General features: G+C 37.0%; 20 protein-coding genes. 19 read left to right on the top strand and 1 reads right to left on the bottom strand.

The genetic code is table 11. The features are described from left to right. Window positions 1–103 precede the first annotated feature (103 nt). The 19 genes from BAQ46_RS08530 to BAQ46_RS08425 all read left to right on the top strand — a co-directional run bounded on the left by BAQ46_RS08530 (window position 104) and on the right by BAQ46_RS08425 (window position 18,771). The gene (locus tag BAQ46_RS08530) at window positions 104–2,176 is read left to right on the top strand and encodes a sigma-54 interaction domain-containing protein (protein ID WP_000811008.1); all 2,073 of its coding nucleotides are present in this window, start codon (window positions 104–106) and stop codon (window positions 2,174–2,176) included. 195 nt (window positions 2,177–2,371) lie between these two features. Next, on the top strand, window positions 2,372–3,271 hold the full coding sequence (gene yqiS, locus BAQ46_RS08520; protein ID WP_000763079.1) for a phosphate butyryltransferase: 900 nt from the start codon (window positions 2,372–2,374) through the stop codon (window positions 3,269–3,271). Window positions 3,272–3,305: 34 nt separating this feature from the next. Continuing rightward, on the top strand, window positions 3,306–4,406 hold the full coding sequence (locus tag BAQ46_RS08515; protein WP_001162675.1) for a leucine dehydrogenase: 1,101 nt from the start codon (window positions 3,306–3,308) through the stop codon (window positions 4,404–4,406). Between the two features lie 87 nt (window positions 4,407–4,493). Continuing rightward, window positions 4,494–5,597 carry a butyrate kinase gene (buk, locus tag BAQ46_RS08510; protein ID WP_000115774.1) on the top strand — a complete coding sequence of 368 codons (1,104 nt, stop codon included), beginning with the start codon at window positions 4,494–4,496 and terminating at the stop codon, window positions 5,595–5,597. Between the two features lie 4 nt (window positions 5,598–5,601). Next, window positions 5,602–7,023, top strand: coding sequence for a dihydrolipoyl dehydrogenase (gene lpdA / locus BAQ46_RS08505; protein WP_001051291.1), 1,422 nt, complete (start codon window positions 5,602–5,604; stop codon window positions 7,021–7,023). Window positions 7,024–7,050: 27 nt separating this feature from the next. Then, window positions 7,051–8,052: a 3-methyl-2-oxobutanoate dehydrogenase subunit alpha gene (bfmBAA, locus tag BAQ46_RS08500; RefSeq protein ID WP_000852555.1), complete on the top strand. Its 1,002-nt coding sequence runs from the start codon at window positions 7,051–7,053 to the stop codon at window positions 8,050–8,052. 13 nt (window positions 8,053–8,065) lie between these two features. After that, a complete protein-coding gene (gene bfmBAB, locus BAQ46_RS08495; RefSeq protein ID WP_000290076.1) occupies window positions 8,066–9,049 on the top strand; it encodes a 3-methyl-2-oxobutanoate dehydrogenase subunit beta in 984 nt (327 codons plus the stop codon). Between the two features lie 15 nt (window positions 9,050–9,064). Continuing rightward, on the top strand, window positions 9,065–10,384 hold the full coding sequence (locus BAQ46_RS08490; protein WP_000257652.1) for a dihydrolipoamide acetyltransferase family protein: 1,320 nt from the start codon (window positions 9,065–9,067) through the stop codon (window positions 10,382–10,384). Between the two features lie 341 nt (window positions 10,385–10,725). After that, window positions 10,726–11,904, top strand: a complete 1,179-nt coding sequence (locus BAQ46_RS08480) for an FtsW/RodA/SpoVE family cell cycle protein (RefSeq protein WP_000831200.1) — start codon at window positions 10,726–10,728, stop codon at window positions 11,902–11,904. A gap of 105 nt (window positions 11,905–12,009) precedes the next feature. After that, a complete protein-coding gene (locus BAQ46_RS08475) occupies window positions 12,010–12,714 on the top strand; it encodes a DUF421 domain-containing protein (RefSeq protein WP_000550968.1) in 705 nt (234 codons plus the stop codon). A gap of 69 nt (window positions 12,715–12,783) precedes the next feature. Beyond that, entirely contained in the window at window positions 12,784–13,248 is a 465-nt protein-coding gene (locus tag BAQ46_RS08470) for an NUDIX hydrolase (protein WP_014481752.1), read from the top strand. Between the two features lie 120 nt (window positions 13,249–13,368). Beyond that, complete coding sequence (locus BAQ46_RS08465; protein WP_000366594.1) at window positions 13,369–13,776, top strand: YjdF family protein; 408 nt, start codon at window positions 13,369–13,371, stop codon at window positions 13,774–13,776. Between the two features lie 143 nt (window positions 13,777–13,919). Then, a complete protein-coding gene (locus BAQ46_RS08460) occupies window positions 13,920–14,333 on the top strand; it encodes a BrxA/BrxB family bacilliredoxin (RefSeq protein ID WP_001998211.1) in 414 nt (137 codons plus the stop codon). 295 nt (window positions 14,334–14,628) lie between these two features. Further along, complete coding sequence (locus BAQ46_RS08450; protein WP_000735471.1) at window positions 14,629–15,408, top strand: transporter substrate-binding domain-containing protein; 780 nt, start codon at window positions 14,629–14,631, stop codon at window positions 15,406–15,408. Between the two features lie 36 nt (window positions 15,409–15,444). After that, complete coding sequence (locus tag BAQ46_RS08445) at window positions 15,445–16,104, top strand: amino acid ABC transporter permease (RefSeq protein ID WP_001046921.1); 660 nt, start codon at window positions 15,445–15,447, stop codon at window positions 16,102–16,104. Then, a complete protein-coding gene (locus tag BAQ46_RS08440) occupies window positions 16,097–16,819 on the top strand; it encodes an amino acid ABC transporter ATP-binding protein (RefSeq protein ID WP_000590218.1) in 723 nt (240 codons plus the stop codon). Before BAQ46_RS08445 ends, BAQ46_RS08440 begins: the two co-directional genes overlap by 8 nt. Before the next feature lie 100 nt (window positions 16,820–16,919). Then, window positions 16,920–17,888, top strand: coding sequence for an aromatic acid exporter family protein (locus BAQ46_RS08435; protein ID WP_000472680.1), 969 nt, complete (start codon window positions 16,920–16,922; stop codon window positions 17,886–17,888). A gap of 16 nt (window positions 17,889–17,904) precedes the next feature. After that, window positions 17,905–18,465 carry a L,D-transpeptidase gene (locus tag BAQ46_RS08430; RefSeq protein ID WP_001146559.1) on the top strand — a complete coding sequence of 187 codons (561 nt, stop codon included), beginning with the start codon at window positions 17,905–17,907 and terminating at the stop codon, window positions 18,463–18,465. Between the two features lie 66 nt (window positions 18,466–18,531). Further along, complete coding sequence (locus BAQ46_RS08425; protein ID WP_000281163.1) at window positions 18,532–18,771, top strand: DUF3894 domain-containing protein; 240 nt, start codon at window positions 18,532–18,534, stop codon at window positions 18,769–18,771. A 72-nt stretch (window positions 18,772–18,843) separates the two neighbouring features. Here the strand turns inward: BAQ46_RS08425 and prli42 are convergent, their stop codons facing one another. Continuing rightward, window positions 18,844–18,936: a stressosome-associated protein Prli42 gene (prli42, locus tag BAQ46_RS30370; protein ID WP_000549038.1), complete on the bottom strand. Its 93-nt coding sequence runs from the start codon at window positions 18,934–18,936 to the stop codon at window positions 18,844–18,846. Window positions 18,937–18,992: the final 56 nt, after the last annotated feature.

Genomic DNA, 18,992 nt, shown 5'->3' with positions numbered 1-18,992 from the left:
TTAATGATGTTATATGAAAAGGGGGTTTGTCAAGAGGGGGCTGAACGAGTAAGATAAGGGTGTGAAAAATTTTGCAGAGATACTCCGAGAGGAAGTGTAATATATGAAACAAAAAGTTTTAATTGTTGGTGCAGGTGAAGGTGGTAGTACACTGCTGCGTCTGTTACAGAGTTCGAATATATTTCAAATTATAGGGATTATTGATATAAATCCGATAGCAAAAGGGTTACAGATGGCAAAGGAATACGGGATTGCAATTGGAGAGAGTGTGACTCCGTTTCTTTCTATGCACATTGATGTAATGTTTGATATGACAGGTGACGATGATTTACATAAAGATTTATTAAAGAAAAAGCATAAAGATACTCTTCTTATACCAGGTGATATTGCAAAAATTGTTACGAGATTAGCACATGAGAAGGAAAATTTAATTGGAAAGTTAGAAGAGCAAACGCAGCAAGGTGATTTAATTTTAAACTCTACGCATGACGGTATGATAGTGATTGATCAAGAAGGACAAGTTCGCCTATTCAATAAAAGTGCAGAACGTATTATCGGATATAAAAAAGAAGATGCGGTAGGGAAATATATTTTAGAAGTTATTCCGACTAGTAAGTTGCTTCGTATTATACGTACGAAACAAATAGAAGTAAATTATGAACTGACGCTTGAGAATGGAAAGAAAATTATTACAACCCGTATTCCAATATTAAAAGAGGGAGGAGAAGTGCAAGGGGCATTTGCGATTTTTAAAGATATAACAGAGGTTGTAGATCTTGCGGAAGAAGTTACAGATTTAAAGGAGATTCAAACGTTACTTGAGGCGATTATTAACTCGTCTGAGGAAGCCATTTCGGTCGTGGATGAAAAAGGTCGAGGGTTAGTAATTAACCCTGCATATACGAAATTAACAGGTTTAACAGAAGAGGACATTATTGGAAAGCCGGCTACAACTGATATTGTAGAAGGTGAAAGTATGCATATGAAAGTACTTCGAACGCGTAGGGCGGTACGAGGCATACATATGAAAATCGGACAAAAAAAGCGAGATGTAATTGTAAACGTAGCACCAGTTATTGTGGATGGAATATTGAAAGGGAGCGTCGGTGTAATTCGCGACGTATCAGAAATTCAAAAATTAACAAATGAACTGAATAGAGCAAGGCAAATCATTCGAACGTTAGAAGCGAAATATTCATTTGATGACATTGTCGGAAATTCAGATGAAACAACGGCTGCTATTGAACAGGCGAAACTGGGGGCGAATACACCAGCAACAGTGTTGTTACGCGGGGAGTCAGGGACAGGTAAAGAATTGTTTGCGCATGCTATCCATAATGGAAGTAATCGGAAATATAATAAGTTTGTTCGTGTAAATTGTGCAGCTATTTCGGAGACGTTGTTAGAAAGTGAATTGTTTGGTTATGAGGAAGGGGCGTTTTCTGGCGCGAAAAGAGGGGGAAAACGTGGATTCTTTGAGGAAGCGAATAACGGCAGCATCTTTTTAGATGAAATAGGGGAACTATCTGCAAATACGCAAGCGAAACTCCTTCGCGTTTTGCAAGAGAAAGAAATTGTAAAAGTTGGTGGAACGAAAGCGATCCCTATCAATGTCAGAGTAATTGCAGCGACGCACGTGAATTTAGAAAAAGCCATTCTAGAAGGGAAGTTTAGGGAGGATTTATATTATCGATTAAATAAAATTCCAATTCAAATTCCATCTCTTCGTCAGCGTAAAGGGGATATACCGGCAATCGCAGACAGATTAATTCAAAAAATCAACCAAGATTATGGCCGAAATATAGAGGGGCTCACTAATTCTGCTATTTCATATTTACAATCATATGAATGGCCAGGGAATGTGAGGGAACTTGAAAATATTTTGGGGAGAGCTATTATCTTTATGAATTATAACGAGACCTATATTGATGTACAACATTTACCGCCATTACATAACGAAGAGCAAGTGGAGTCAAAACAAGCTCATTTATTGCCTGAGTTAGAAGAAAAGCCACTTGAGCATTTAGTGACGGAGTTTGAAGGGAATATCATTCATGAATATTTAGAGAGATTTGGTGGAAATAAAACACAAACAGCAAGAGCGTTAGGAATTTCGGTTCGAAATTTATATTACAAGCTAGAAAAGTATGAGTGTGCAAAAAATAGCATGCAATAAATTGCGTACCGTGCAATTTATTGCATGGTATACAAAAAGCGACAAAATAAGACAGAATCTTTTGTTATTTTCCAAAGTATTGATTTTACTGTGTTTTGAATGCGTTTTCATTATTGGTAAGACCACTTTTGAAAGTTGGCACGGTATTTGCTTAATAAAAAGACGAGGGACGACGGAAAGGGTTGATTACAAAATATGAAGTTAGAACACTTAATTGATCAAGCGGCAGGCCAGCCTAAAAAAACTGTGGCTGTAGCAGTAGCTGAAGATCATGAAGTAATTGAAGCTGTAGCGAAAGCAATTACATTACAGCTAGCTCAATTTCGTCTATATGGAAATCAAGAAAAAATAATGGGGATGCTACAAGAACATAGTTTACAAACTTCAGAACATATTGAAGTGATTGCAACACAGTCAAGTGCTGAGGCTGCAGAACTTTCTGTTAAAGCTGTAAGAAATGGCGAAGCAGATGTGCTTATGAAGGGGAACATCCCAACAGCAAATATTTTGAAGGCTGTATTAAATAAAGAGTGGGGACTTCGTAAAGGTAGCGTACTTTCACACGTTGCAGCATTTGAAGTTCCAAACTACAATCGTCTCATTTTTGTTACAGATGCAGCGATGAACATTGCACCTGATGTAACACAAAAAGCTGCTATTATACAAAATACTGTAGAAGTTGCCCGGGCAATAGGAATTGATTTGCCGAAGGTAGCACCAATTGCAGCGGTAGAGGTTGTGAATCCTGCGATGCAAGCGACAATTGATGCAGCGATGTTAACTCAAATGAATCGCCGCGGACAAATTAAAAATTGTGTCGTTGATGGACCACTTGCTTTAGATAATGCAGTATCACAAATTGCAGCAGAACATAAAGGCATAGTAAGTGATGTAGCAGGTAAGGCAGACATTTTACTCGTCCCAACAATTGAAGCTGGAAATGTACTATATAAATCACTCGTATACTTTGCGGATGCAAAAGTAGGAGCAATGATTGCTGGCGCAAAAGCACCGATTGTTTTAACATCTCGTGCTGATTCAGCAGAAACAAAAGTATATTCATTAGCATTGGCAGTTGCCACTGCTTCAAAATAAACCAAATAGGGTAAAACATTAGGGGGAAACGACAATGGCATTAGAAATCTTCGAATACTTAGAAAAATATGATTATGAGCAAGTAGTATTTTGTCAAGATAAAGAATCAGGTTTAAAAGCAATCATTGCAATTCATGATACAACACTTGGACCTGCTCTTGGTGGAACAAGAATGTGGACATATGATTCTGAAGAAGCGGCGATTGAAGATGCATTGCGTCTTGCAAAAGGGATGACATACAAAAACGCAGCAGCTGGTTTAAACTTAGGTGGTGCGAAAACAGTAATTATCGGTGATCCACGTAAAGATAAGAGCGAAGCAATGTTCCGTGCATTAGGTCGTTATATTCAAGGACTAAACGGACGTTACATTACAGCTGAAGATGTTGGTACAACAGTAGATGATATGGATATTATCCACGAAGAAACTGACTTTGTAACAGGTATTTCACCATCATTCGGTTCTTCTGGTAACCCATCTCCAGTAACTGCATACGGTGTTTATCGTGGTATGAAAGCTGCTGCGAAAGAGGCTTTCGGTACTGATAATTTAGAAGGAAAAGTAATTGCTGTTCAAGGTGTTGGTAACGTAGCATATCACCTATGCAAACATTTACACGCTGAAGGCGCAAAACTAATCGTTACAGATATTAATAAAGAAGCTGTACAACGTGCAGTAGAAGAATTCGGTGCAACAGCAGTTGAGCCAAATGAAATTTACGGTGTTGAATGTGATATTTACGCACCATGTGCATTAGGCGCAACAGTTAATGACGAAACTATTCCACAACTTAAAGCAAAAGTAATTGCAGGTTCTGCAAATAACCAATTAAAAGAAGATCGTCACGGCGACATCATTCATGAAATGGGTATTGTATACGCACCAGACTATGTAATTAATGCAGGTGGCGTAATTAACGTAGCAGACGAGTTATATGGATACAATAGAGAACGCGCATTAAAACGCGTAGAATCAATTTATGACACAATTGCAAAAGTAATCGAAATTTCAAAACGCGATGGCATTGCAACTTATGTAGCAGCTGATCGTCTAGCTGAAGAGCGCATTGCAAGCTTGAAAAACTCTCGTAGCACATACTTACGCAACGGTCACGACATTATTAGCCGTCGCTAATCATTCATATATTACTTTTACAAAAGGTGTGGTTACCTCTTATGAGGTTTCCACCTCCTTTTGAATTTATTAGTGGAGGTAGCAACAGTGTCTGTAAATCGAATTCTTGTTATTAATCCGGGTAGTACATCCACAAAAATTGGTGTTTTTGATAATGAAAGACCCGTTTTAGAAGAAACTATTCGTCATGACGAAGAACAGATTGGAAAATATAAGCGAATTATCGACCAATATGAGTTTCGTAAAGAAACGATCTTAGAAGTTCTACATTCTCACGGTATTAACATTTCAAAATTAAACGCAGTTTGTGGCCGTGGGGGATTACTTCGTCCAATCGAAGGCGGAACATACACAGTAAACGATGCGATGTTAGAAGATTTAAAAAATGGTTTTAGCGGTCATCACGCTTCAAACCTTGGGGGCATTTTAGCATATGAAATAGCTTCTGGATTAAATATTCCGGCATTCATTGTAGACCCTGTCGTTGTAGATGAAATGGAGCCTATTGCTCGTATAAGTGGTATTGCTGGTATGGAACGCAAAAGTATTTTCCATGCATTAAATCAAAAAGCAGTTGCTCGTAAAGTAGCTGAACAGTTAAATCACAAATATGAGGATTTAAATTTATTAGTTACACATATGGGCGGAGGTATTACAGTTGGTGCTCATAAAAAAGGAAGAGTAATCGATGTAAATAACGGTTTAAACGGAGAAGGCCCATTTAGTCCAGAGCGCGCTGGTACAGTACCAGTAGGGCAACTAGTAGAAATGTGTTTCTCTGGTGAGTATTACCGAGATGAAATGATTAAAAAACTTGTCGGACAAGGTGGACTTGTAAGTCTTATCGGTACAAATGATGCGATTAAAGTAGAACAAATGGTTGAAAAAGGTGATCCTGAAGCAACTCTTATTTATAAAGCTATGGCATATCAAGTTGCAAAAGAGATTGGCGGAGCTAGCGCTGTACTTCACGGGAAAATCGATGCAATCGTATTAACTGGTGGACTTGCTTACAGTAAAATCCTTGTTGATGAAATAAAAGAACGAGTAGACTGGATTGCAGATGTTATCGTACATCCAGGAGAAGATGAATTACAAGCATTAGCAGAAGGGGCACTTCGTGTACTACGTGAAGAAGAAGCTCCAAAAGAATATATTGTACGTGAAAAAGAAACGGTAGCTAGGGGTTGAGATAATGGCAAAAGAATATGATTTAGTCATCGTTGGCGGCGGTACTGGTGGATATGTTGCTGCAATTCGTGCATCACAACTAGGGTTAAAAACTGCACTTGTTGAAAAAGAAAATCTTGGTGGTACTTGTTTACACAAAGGATGTATTCCTAGTAAAGCCCTTTTACGTAGTGCGGAAGTATACGCAACTGCTAAAAAAAGCGAAGAGTTCGGAGTTATTGCAAGTAATGTAGAACTAAACTTTGCGAAAGTACAAGAGCGTAAAGAGAAGATTGTAACGCAACTTCATAAAGGTGTTCAGCACTTAATGAAACAAGGTAAAATTGATGTGTTTGAAGGTATTGGCCGTATTCTTGGCCCATCTATTTTCTCTCCGATGCCAGGGACAATTTCAGTTGAACTTGCAAGTGGAGAAGAGAATGAAATGTTAATTCCAAAAAATGTACTTATTGCAACAGGTTCTCGTCCGAATTCATTACCAGGTTTAGAATTAGACGGAGAGTATGTAATGTCTTCTGATCATGCCCTAAAAATGGAAACGCTTCCTAGCTCGATTATTATCGTTGGTGGCGGTGTAATTGGTATTGAGTGGGCATCTATGCTTGCTGACTTCGGTGTAGAAGTTACAGTATTAGAGTATGCGAAAACGATACTACCACTAGAAGACCAAGACGTTTCAAAAGAAATGCAACGTCTATTCAAGAAAAAAGGTATTAAAGTGGTAACTGGTGCAAAAGTATTACCAGAAACATTGGTAAAAGATAATGGAGTAACAATTCAAGCTGAACATAACGGTGAGAATAAAGAATTTAAAGCAGAAAAAATGCTTGTATCTGTAGGACGACAAGCCAATACGCAAAATATTGGTTTAGAGAATACGGATATCGTTGTGGAAAAAGGATACATTCAAACAAATGAGTTTTATCAAACGAAAGAATCTCATATTTACGCAATCGGTGATGTAATTGGTGGCTTACAGCTTGCTCACGTTGCTTCTCATGAAGGAATTGTTGCAGTAGAACATATTGCTGGTAAAGAAGTTACACCAATTGATTATTCTATGGTATCAAAATGCGTATATAGCAGTCCGGAAGTTGCTTCTGTCGGTTTAACAGAACAAGAAGCGAAAGAAAAAGGCTATAAGCTAAAAGTAGGTAAGTTCTCATTCCGTGCAATCGGAAAAGCGCTTGTATACGGCGAATCAGATGGTTTCGTAAAACTTGTAGTTGATGAAGAAACAAATGATATTCTCGGTGTTCATATGATTGGACCGCATGTAACAGATATGATTTCTGAAGCGGGTCTTGCAAGAGTACTTGATGCAACACCTTGGGAAGTAGCACATACAATTCATCCGCATCCATCATTATCTGAGGCGATTGGTGAAGCAGCATTAGCTGTAGATGGAAAAGCGTTACATGCATAAAAATGTGGATTTAGGAGGTTATGAAAAATGGCAGAAGTAAAAGAAAAGCGCCATGAAGAGCTTGGCTTAAGTGATGAGCAAGTATTAGAAATGTTCCGTACGATGTTACTTGCACGTAAAATCGACGAACGTATGTGGTTATTAAACCGTGCTGGTAAAATTCCATTCGTAATTTCTTGTCAAGGACAAGAGGCAGCACAAGTTGGAGCAGCATTTGCTCTTGATAGAGAGAAAGATTATGCATTACCATACTACCGTGATATGGGTGTTGTACTAGCGTTTGGTATGACAGCGAAAGAACTGATGCTATCTGGTTTCGCGAAAGCTGGAGATCCAAACTCTGGTGGTCGTCAAATGCCTGGTCACTTCGGTCAAAAGAAAAATCGTATTGTGACAGGTTCATCTCCAGTAACAACGCAAGTACCACATGCAGTTGGTATTGCATTAGCTGGAAAAATGGAAAAGAAAGATTTAGTAACGTTTGTTACATTCGGTGAAGGTTCTTCCAACCAAGGTGATTTCCATGAAGGTGCAAACTTTGCTGGCGTACACAAGTTACCTGTTATTTTTATGTGTGAAAATAATAAATACGCAATCTCTATTCCAGTTGAAAAACAATTAGCATGTAAAAATGTATCAGACCGTGCAATTGGATACGGTATGCCTGGATATACAGTAGACGGAAACGATCCGCTTGCAGTATATAAAGCTGTAAAAGAAGCAGCAGACCGTGGCCGCCGTGGTGAAGGTCCAACTTTAATTGAAACAGTATCATATCGTTTAACAGCACATTCAAGTGACGATGATGATCGCGTTTATCGTGATAAAGAAGAAGTAGAAGAAGCGAAGAAAAATGATTCAATTGTAACATTTGCTGCTTATTTAAAAGAGGTTGGCGTGTTAACTGAGGAATCAGAAAAACAAATGTTAGACGAAATTATGCATATCGTAAACGAAGCAACAGAATATGCAGAAAATGCTCCGTATGCAGCACCTGAAGATGCATTGAAGCACGTATACGCAGAATAGGGGGGAACGTTTCATGGCTGTAATGTCTTATATTGATGCTATTACATTAGCAATGCGCGAGGAAATGGAACGCGATGAGAAAGTATTCGTTTTAGGTGAAGATGTTGGTAAAAAAGGTGGCGTATTTAAAGCGACACACGGATTATATGATCAATTTGGTGAAGATCGTGCGCTAGATACACCACTTGCAGAATCTGCAATCGCTGGGGTTGCAATTGGTGCAGCAATGTATGGAATGCGTCCAATCGCTGAAATGCAGTTTGCGGATTTCATCATGCCAGCAGTAAACCAAATTGTTTCTGAGGCAGCAAAAATTCGTTACCGTTCTAATAATGATTGGACTTGTCCAATCACAGTTCGTGCGCCATTTGGCGGCGGTGTTCACGGTGCATTGTATCATTCGCAATCTGTAGAAGCGATGTTTGCAAACCAACCTGGTTTAAAAATCGTTATCCCTTCTACACCATATGATGCAAAAGGCTTACTAAAAGCTGCAATTCGTGATGAAGATCCAGTATTATTCTTTGAGCATAAACGTGCATATCGCTTAATTAAAGGTGAAGTGCCAGAAGATGATTACGTATTACCAATCGGAAAAGCAGATGTAAAACGTGAAGGTGATGATATTACTGTTATCACATACGGATTATGTGTTCATTTTGCTCTTCAAGCAGCTGAAAAGTTAGCGCAAGATGGCATCTCTGCACATATTCTTGATTTACGTACTGTATATCCATTAGATAAAGAAGCAATCATTGAAGCAGCTTCTAAAACAGGTAAAGTTCTTCTTGTAACAGAAGACAATAAAGAAGGAAGTATTATGAGTGAAGTGGCAGCAATTATCGCTGAAAACTGTCTATTTGATTTAGATGCACCAATTGCGCGTCTTGCAGGTCCAGACGTTCCAGCAATGCCATATGCACCAACAATGGAAAAATTCTTTATGGTAAATCCAGATAAAGTTGAAAAAGCAATGCGTGAACTTGCGGAATTTTAATCGGGGGGACTATACATGGCTGTAGAAAATATTACAATGCCTCAGCTCGGGGAGAGCGTTACAGAGGGTACAATTAGTAAATGGCTCGTTAATGTTGGCGATCACGTAAACAAATATGATCCGCTTGCAGAAGTAATGACTGATAAAGTAAATGCTGAAGTACCATCTTCTTTCACTGGTATTGTGAAAGAGTTGATCGCTGGTGAAGGTGATACGTTAGCTGTAGGTGAAGTAGTTTGTGTGATTCAAGTAGAAGGCGCAGATGAAGTAGCAGCAACAGCTGTTGAGGAAAAAACAAAAGAAGAACCAAAGGCAGAAGTAGCTACGCCTGAAAAAGCACCGAAAGCAAAACAACCAACTGATGGAAAACCTCGTTTTTCACCAGCTGTGTTAAAACTTGCAGGTGAACATAACGTTGATTTAGATCTAGTAGAAGGTACGGGAGCAAACGGCCGTATCACTCGTAAAGATATTTTAAAGCTAGTGGAATCAGGAAATATTCCGCAAGCAGGTGCGGCGAAGAAAGAGGAAGCGGTAGCGGCAGTAGTAGAAGCGCGTCCGGAAGCACCAAAAGCAGCGCCAGTAGCACAAAAAGTAGAAGCTGCGAAACCAGTTTCTGTACCAACAATGCCTGGCGATATCGAAATTCCAGTAACAGGTGTACGTAAAGCAATCGCAGCGAACATGTTACGTAGTAAACACGAAGCGCCACACGCTTGGATGATGATTGAAGTAGATGTGACAAACCTTGTGTCATACCGTAATTCAATTAAAGGTGATTTCAAAAAACGCGAAGGCTTTAACTTAACGTTCTTTGCTTTCTTCGTAAAAGCAGTAGCACAAGCGTTAAAAGAGTATCCTCAAATTAATTCAATGTGGGCTGGCGATAAAATCGTTCAGAAGAAAGATATTAACCTTTCTATCGCTGTTGCGACAGAGGACGAACTATTTGTACCAGTAATTAAACACGCGGACGAGAAGACAATTAAAGGTATCGCTCGTGAAATTACAGAACTTGCGGGAAAAGTACGTACGAAATCGTTAAAAGCGGACGAAATGCAAGGCGGAACATTTACAATTAATAACACAGGATCATTCGGTTCTGTTCAATCTATGGGTATTATTAATTACCCACAAGCGGCTATTTTACAAGTTGAATCAATTGTAAAACGCCCAGTAATTATGGAAAATGGTATGTTCGGTGCTCGCGACATGGTTAACTTATGTTTATCACTTGATCATCGTGTACTAGATGGTTTAATTTGTGGTAAGTTCTTAGGACGTGTAAAAGAAATTTTAGAAAATACGTCAGAAAATAATACATCTGTATATTAAATAAAAAGCTCGCTTATGCGAGCTTTTTATCATCTTATTTCTTCATCTACATCCTACTATATGTATAATACCTTTCCCAGTAATCTTACAATGAACCATTATGTATTAGGAATTTATGAAAATACATTGCTGATATATGGTATATGGATATAAAATAAGAAAAGAATAATTTTTTTGGCAAATCTTACTGACGAAACTGTAGTATAATATATTGTATTGTATGAAAAAGAGAGTTATTCTATATAAGTGTTTTATAGATAATGTGTAATCAGTCGTCAAAACATGAAGAATGTTGACTCCTGGTTTTTTATTTTGCTGTAACAATGTTTCAGGAGGATGTCATGAAAAGAAGTACCGAGTTTCTAAAAAGTTTAGATGTAAAATTAATTTTAATTTTGTTAGCATTATGTGTTACAAGTATAGCTGCTATATATAGCAGTCAGCAAACTGGCCAATATGGAGAGGCAAACTTTGCGATGAAACAAGGTTTGAACTACATAATTGGGGTTGTATTGTTATTGCTTGTTGCAAGCATCGACTTAGATCAATTACAAAAATTGTCTTGGCCACTTTATATCGTTGGATTTGCTTCACTTATTCTTTTGAAAATACTACCGGTTTCCAATTTCACACCTGAAAAATTAGGTGCAAAAAGATGGTTTGTATTTCCGTTAGTTGGACAAATTCAGCCATCTGAGTTTTTCAAAATTTCATTGCTTCTCGTAGTAGCAAGTATAGCAGTGAAACATAATGCGCAGTATATGGCAAGGACATTTCAAACGGACTTAAAATTAGTAGGTAAAATTATGCTAGTATCCCTCCCGCCTATGGCTGTTGTATATAGCCAACCGGATACGGGGATGGTGTTCTTATACGCTGCTGCCATTGCATGTATTTTATTTATGTCAGGTATTCAGAAGAAATTGATAGCGTTATGTACAGTTATTCCAGTCACCATACTATCCACGTTAATATTTATTTACGTAAGGTATGAGGATTTCTTCTTTAATAAGTTAGTTACGCTACTAAAACCGCACCAACAATCACGTATTTTAGGTTGGTTAGATCCATTTGAACATACAGATCAAGGTTATCAAACACAGCAATCAATTTTAGCTGTAGGTAGTGGCGGTATGGAAGGGAAAGGGTTTGGCGAAGGGAATGTTTATATCCCTGAGAAGCATACAGACTTTATTTTCGCTACAATTGCCGAAGAAGGTGGATTTATCGTAGCAGCGTTAGTTGTATTCTTGTTCTTATTACTACTATATAGAACAATTATTATCGGTTATTCTGCTGATAATTTATTCGGTACATTATTATGTGCTGGGTCAATTGGGATATTAACGGTTCAAATATTCCAAAATATCGGTATGATTGTTGGATTAATGCCTGTAAAAGGGATTGCATTACCTTTCTTATCGTATGGGGGAAGTTCCTTGTTCTCGAATATGATTATGATGGGTCTCATATTATCGGTACGAAAAACGTATAAAAAGTATATGTTTTCCGTTAAGTAAAAAAAGCTGGTTCGTTTTTAAACGAACCAGCTTTTTTACATATATACTCATAAACGTTGCAAACTAAAACAGACTAGCAGTTTAGGATGTAAGGAGTGCAAAGTGATGCATATGCATATTTTTGAGGGAGCACGGCATCTTTCTAATAGTGAATGGGTTATTCGGGCTATTATAGCATACATATTTTTAATATTAGTTGCGAAAGCGATGGGGCAAAGGTCCATCGCACAACTTCGCTTTTTAGATGTTGTATTGGTGTTATTGCTTGGCGGGAATATTTCTAACGCATTGTCTGATGAAAAAGTAGGATTAATGGGCTCGATGATTACAACGTTTATACTCGTTGTACTTCATATTATAAGTTCAGTTTTAATGTTGAAGTGGGATAGATGGAGACGCTTTTTAGAGCCAGCACCTATCATTCTTATACACAACGGCTCCATTGATTTTAGCAATTTGAAAAAAGCGAGAATTACCGTGGAATATTTATTTTCAGAACTTCGTATGCGAAATGTGAGCGATATTCAAACAATCAAATTAGCATTATGGGAAGCGAACGGTGTCGTTTCTATATTTCGGTATCCAGAATATGAGGCAGTTTCCCGACTTGATCTAAAAGTGGCGGGAAAAAAATCTCCAGTTTCTTTTGTATTAGTAAAGGATGGGAGCATTCAGCAAGATGTTCTTGCATTATTAGGGAAAACAGAAGAATGGGCGAGAGAATTTCTAGAGAAAAACGCAGAAGTTGAATCCATTTTGTTAGCTACAGTAGATGAAACACATAAAATAAATATTTTGTTAAAAAAATGAAAAATATACGCATTTTGTCGTTTCATACATATGATACAATAGTGTGGACAACGAAAAAGGAGGGATACGATGGGATATGTAGAAGAATTACGGAAAATAGTTGGTCATCGCCCTTTAATTTTAGTTGGTGCTGTTGTACTCGTTATAAATGAAAATAGATATGTATTATTACAACAAAGAACAGAGCCTTACGGAAAATGGGGGCTGCCTGGTGGATTAATGGAGCTTAGTGAATCACCAGAAGAAACTGCTTTTCGTGAGGTATACGAAGAAACAGGAATAAAGGTGAAGAACCTACGATTAATCAATGTGTTTTCTGGAGCGAACTATTTTACAAAATTAGCAAACGGTGATGAATTTCAATCTGTAACGACCGCTTATTATACGGACGAATACGATGGAGATTTTGTTATGAACAAAGAAGAAGCGGTTCAGCTTAAATTCTTCCCACTAACAGAACTACCTGACTATATTGTTGGGTCGCATAAAAAAATGATTAGTGAATATATGAAGATTATGGAAAAAAAGATATAATAATAGTGAAAGAAATACAAAAACACAGTTCTGGTTGGTAGTCCAGACGCATGATTTCATGTCAGTAACCTTCCCCTCCGGGATGTCCCGTATTTCTAATTTTTTTAGGGGGGGCTGTCAATGGATTTGACAGTATATCACGATGGCCAATTTTTTGTTGGAATCATTACATGTAAAGAAAAAGGGAAGTTGTATGGAGCGAGATATATTTTTGGAACGGAACCTTCAGACGAAGAAGTGCTTATATTTGTGAACGGTTCAATGTTAGCGTATTTTCAGCACTTTGCAAAATGTGGCGTGGAAGTGAAAGAAAAACAGCGTCCCAAAAATATAAAGCGAATCATACGACAAGCTGCAAAAGAAGTAAATGTAAACCGCTTTACTAAGGCGCAAGAGGCAATTAGCTTATCTTATGAACTGCATAAACAAGAAAAGAAAGTGCAATCTAAGGAGAAGCGAGAGGCTGAAAAACAAAGAAGACGTTTAATCAAAGTACAAAAAGCAAAGCAAAAACATCGTGGTCATTGAGAAAAGGTGTTAGAGCAAGAGCTCTAACACCTTTTCTATGCTGAAATACAAGTAAACTTACTTGTATTTCATAAACATTAACTGGTAAGATACAAATAGGTAGTTTTAGAGGAGGGAAAAGATTGATTAATTTTAACTTTTTTATGAATGATGTTGTCCGCCAAGCGCGTGAAGAGATTGTCTCTGCTGGATATACAGAATTGACGACGCCAGAAGCAGTAGACGAAGCGTTTAAAAGAAATGGAACAACACTTGTAATGGTAAACTCTGTATGTGGTTGTGCAGGCGGTATTGCTCGTCCTGCTGCTGCGCATTCTGTACATTATGATAAACGTCCTAACCACCTTGTAACGGTGTTTGCAGGTCAAGATAAAGAAGCGACAGCAAGAGCTCGTGAATATTTCGAAGGGTATCCACCATCTTCTCCATCATTTGCTTTATTAAAAGATGGAAAAATTGTAACGATGGTAGAGCGTCATGAAATTGAAGGTCATGAACCGATGCAAGTTATTGCAAAACTACAATCGTATTTCGAAGAGAATTGCGAAGAACTATAATCAGTGGAGGTGGTTCATCCCAACTGATTATAAGTCCTTATAAAAATAAATGAAAAGGCGGTACGTCCATACTCAAGTGGATGTACCGCCTTTTTTTATTTCGTATTAAAATTTTTGGGATATGCATAGTTTTGTTATTTTATGCATCTTTTTATACACGGATAACTGTATTTTAACTCGTTTTATATTTATTTTTATTTTATATATTGCATAAAAATAAAAGTGCTGATACAATACAAACATCGAATAAATATTCTATTAAACTTTTAAATATACATTATTAGGGGGAAGAAAGATGAAGAAGTTATTATCAATATCGTTTGCACTTATTTTAATTGTAAGTATGTTCAGTGCTTGTAGTAATGGGGAAGAAAAGGCTACTGGAAAAAATAAAAAAGTACTCGTTATGGGGACTTCAGCAGATTATAAACCATATGAATACGTAGAAGCTTCAAAGAGTGATGAAATTATCGGCTTTGATGTTGATGTTGCTAAATATATCGGAAAAGAACTTGGTTATGAAGTGAAAGTGAAAGATATGGATTTTGGTGGTTTATTAGCATCTCTTAGCTCAGGAAAAGTTGATTTCGTAATGGCAGGTATGACGCCAACTGCAGAGCGTAAAAATAATGTTGATTTCACAGATATTTACTTTGTTGCGAAAAACATGGTCGTTTCTAAAAAAGACTCTAACATTAAATCTATAGAGGATTTAAAAGGGAAAAAAGTAGGGGTACAAACAGGATCTATTCAAGAAGAGAAAGCAGCAGAATTTAAAAAGCAAGTAGATTTCAAAGTTGAGGGACGTGACCGTATACCAGAAATCGTACAAGAAATTAAAGCTGGTCGTTTTGATGCTGCAATTATAGAAGACACAGTTGCTAAAAATTATTTAGAGAAAATGAAAGATTTACAAGGAATTGAAATTAAAGAAGCTCCAGAAGAAGTTGGAGCAGCAATTGCCCTTCCGAAAAACAGTGATAAAACAGCTGAATTTAATAAAGTAATTAAAAAAATGCAAGAAAATGGAGAAATGGATAAATTAGTGAAGAAATGGTTTGGCAGCGAAAAATAAGCTGCCTTTCACTTTTCTGTGAGGGGAATGAAAAGAATGAACTTAGATTTTTCGGCGATTACGCCTTCGATACCATATATATTAAAAGGTCTAGAAGTTACTTTGAAAATTGTAGCAGTATCAGCTTTAGCAGGGTTTCTTTTAGGGACGTTATTAGCACTTTGCAAAATTGCTAGAATACGAGCATTAAATATAGCGGCAGATCTTTATACGTCAATTTTCCGTGGTACACCACTTGTATTGCAATTAATGATTATTTATTTCGGTGTCCCGCAAATAATTGGTTATGAAATACCGGCATTCTTAGCAGCTGTACTTGCATTTAGCTTAAATTCAGGTGCATATATGTCAGAAGTAATCCGTGCCGGCATTCAAGCGGTTGATAAAGGACAAACAGAAGCGGCGATGGCTTTAGGAATTCCATACGGAAAAATGATGCGAAATATCATTTTTCCTCAAGCTTTAAAAAATATATTACCGGCACTTGTAAACGAGTTTGCGACACTTACGAAAGAATCGGCTGTAGTAACAGTAATAGGAGCAACGGATTTAATGCGTCGTGCTTATATCGTAGGCGGGGAGACTTTTAAATACCTTGAACCATTACTTTTTGTTGGACTCATTTATTATATGCTAGTCATTATTCTTACATTAGTCGGGAAGGCAATTGAAGGGAGAATGAAGAAAAGTGATTAAAATTGAAAACCTTCATAAATCATTTGGAAAAAACGAAGTATTAAAAGGGATTACAACAACGATTGAAAAAGGGGAAGTAGTAGCAATTATTGGACCGTCTGGATCAGGGAAATCAACATTTTTACGTTGTATGAATGTGTTAGAAGCACCGACAAATGGTCACATTTGGATTGGAACGGAAGAAGTAACGAATCCAAAAACGAATATTATGCACGTTCGTGAAAATGTCGGAATGGTATTTCAGCATTTTCACCTATTTCCTCATATGACTGTATTAGAAAATATTACGTATGCTCCTATCAATGTAAAAGGAGTAACGAAACAAGAAGCTGAAAAGAAAGCCGAAAAACTGTTAGAAAAGGTCGGCTTATTAGATAAAAAAGATACGTATCCAAATCGTCTTTCGGGAGGACAAAAGCAACGTGTAGCAATTGCAAGAGCGTTAGCAATGGAACCAGAAGTAATGTTATTTGATGAACCGACATCAGCACTAGATCCAGAGATGGTAAAAGAAGTGTTAGAAGTTATGAAATCATTAGTTACGACAGGAATGACAATGGCGATTGTTACACATGAAATGGGATTTGCAAAAGAAGTAGCAGATCGTGTTCTCTTTTTAGATGGTGGAAAGCTTGTAGAAGATAGTGCGCCAGCAGAATTTTTTGCAGCACCGAAAAGTGAGCGTGCGCAACAATTTTTACAAAAGATATTGTAATATGTAAAGGTTACGTGAATAATAAGTAGAAAAGGATGACATTGTGTCATCCTTTTTTTATACTAACTGTAAATACGTTTATACATATAGGAGCAATGCTATGTTCAAAATTGGATACCGTACAGTAAAAACAGCAATAGGGACAGGCGCAGCCGTTTTTATTGCACAGTTATTAGGGTTGGAATTTTATAGTTCAGCGGGTATTTTAGTTATATTATGCGTACAAAATACGAAACGTAAATCACTTCAAGTGTCGTTACACCGTTTTTTAGCCTGTGTATTATCAATGGTGTTCGCATTTTGTATTTTTGAAACAATTGGATATACACCACTAGCAATTAGCGTACTATTACTTACATTTATTCCGACTGCAGTCATGTTTAAAATTCAAGAAGGTATTGTTACGAGTTCAGTTATTGTGATGCATCTATATTCATTGAAACAAATTACATGGCTTATTGTTGGGAATGAAATTGCGATATTAACGATAGGGATTAGCGTGGCTCTATTAGTAAATATGTATATGCCAAGTAGTGAAAATAAGCTAAAAGAGTATCAAGGTAAAATAGAAAATAATTTTAAAACGATTTTGTTTGAAATGGTTGTATATTTACGAAACCGAGAAAGTAGTTGGAGCGGAGCAGAACTTATTGAAACTGAACAGATGCTAAATGAAGCTAGAGATTTATCGTTTAAGAAACTTGAGAATGCATTTATGCGAGAAGATGACTATTACTATCGCTATTTCAATATGCGTATGCAACAATTCGAAATTTTAGAGCGAATGATTCCGTTAGCAGCTTCTTTATCATGGACATATGAACAAGCGGACATGATTGCGGATGTGGTTGAAAACATTGGAAATGCTATTAGCCCTCAGAGTACCGGGGTTATTTCTTTAAGGCAGCTTCAAGAAATGCGAGAATTATTTAGAGATATGCCATTGCCGGCTACACGTGAAGAATTTGAGATACGTGCGAAACTTGTTCAACTTGTATACGAAATGGAACAATATTTACTCATTAAAAGTCGCTTTAAAGGAAAGGATAATATAAAAGAACTTATATAGAAGGTAGGAATTATCTATGCCGTATCTTCTCTCTTTCCTATTATGTCTTTCTTTATCGCCTATTTGGCCTCTTGGTGATAATCCGCGTGCCGGTGATCCTTTCATTATTGTAAATAAAGCGACGAATAAACTAGCTTATATTGACGATGGAAAGATTCAAAAGGTTTTTCCAGTCGCGACAGGAAAAACAAATGAATTAACCCCAGAGGGAACTTTTGATATTGTAATGAAAGCAAAGGACCCATATTATATTGCGAAGAATATTCCTGGGGGATCACCGAAAAATCCACTTGGATCTAGGTGGATGGGATTTAATGCAAGAGGAACTGATGGGAGTAAATATGGAATACATGGAACAAACCAACCGAGTTCAATTGGAAAGTATATTTCACAAGGATGTATAAGAATGAAGAAAAATGATGTGGAATATTTATTTGATCGCATTCCAATTGGAACGAAAGTATGGATTGTAAAATCGAAAAAGTCATTTCAGCAATTGGCAAAAGAAAAAGGAGCCATTGCATATGAAAAAGTCAACGGAAAAGTTGGCTTTTTCTATTGTAATAAGTTGTCTTGACATGTGTACATAACCATGCGTTAATGAGAGTATAGAAAGATAAAATGAGATAAAGGGGTTGCTCATATGTACTTGAATCCAAAACTTTCGTATATGCAGTTTTTTATGGGATTTCTATTTATTATTACATTCATATTGGCAACTTTTAATATATGTTCTTATCTTGTAGCGATTGTATGTATGGCATTACTTAATCTTACTTTTGTTATTGGGGCATTTCAGCAGAAACAATATACAAGTTTTGTGATAGCACTTGTAATGTCATTTTTCTTTAGTATTGTAGCGATTGTGCTTTACATAAAATAAACCATCTCGATTTCGAGATGGTTTATTTTATTATGTGTAAAAAGTAAAAAAAGGACGAACAGATCGTCCTTTTTACCAAAACATACTTGCGCCAGCAAGTAATGTTGTTACAAGCATAGAAATTAGCATTACATAAATCATAACTTTTTGAGCTTTTTTATGCATCGTTAAACCTCCTTGCAAATCAGTACAATATCATTGTAACGAGAAATGATATTGTG

Source organism: Bacillus paranthracis, assembly GCF_001883995.1.
Taxonomy (GTDB): Bacteria; Bacillota; Bacilli; order Bacillales; family Bacillaceae_G; genus Bacillus_A; species Bacillus_A paranthracis.
The sequence above is the reverse complement of the archived record's forward strand: the minus strand, read 5'-3'. Positions and strand labels throughout refer to the sequence as shown.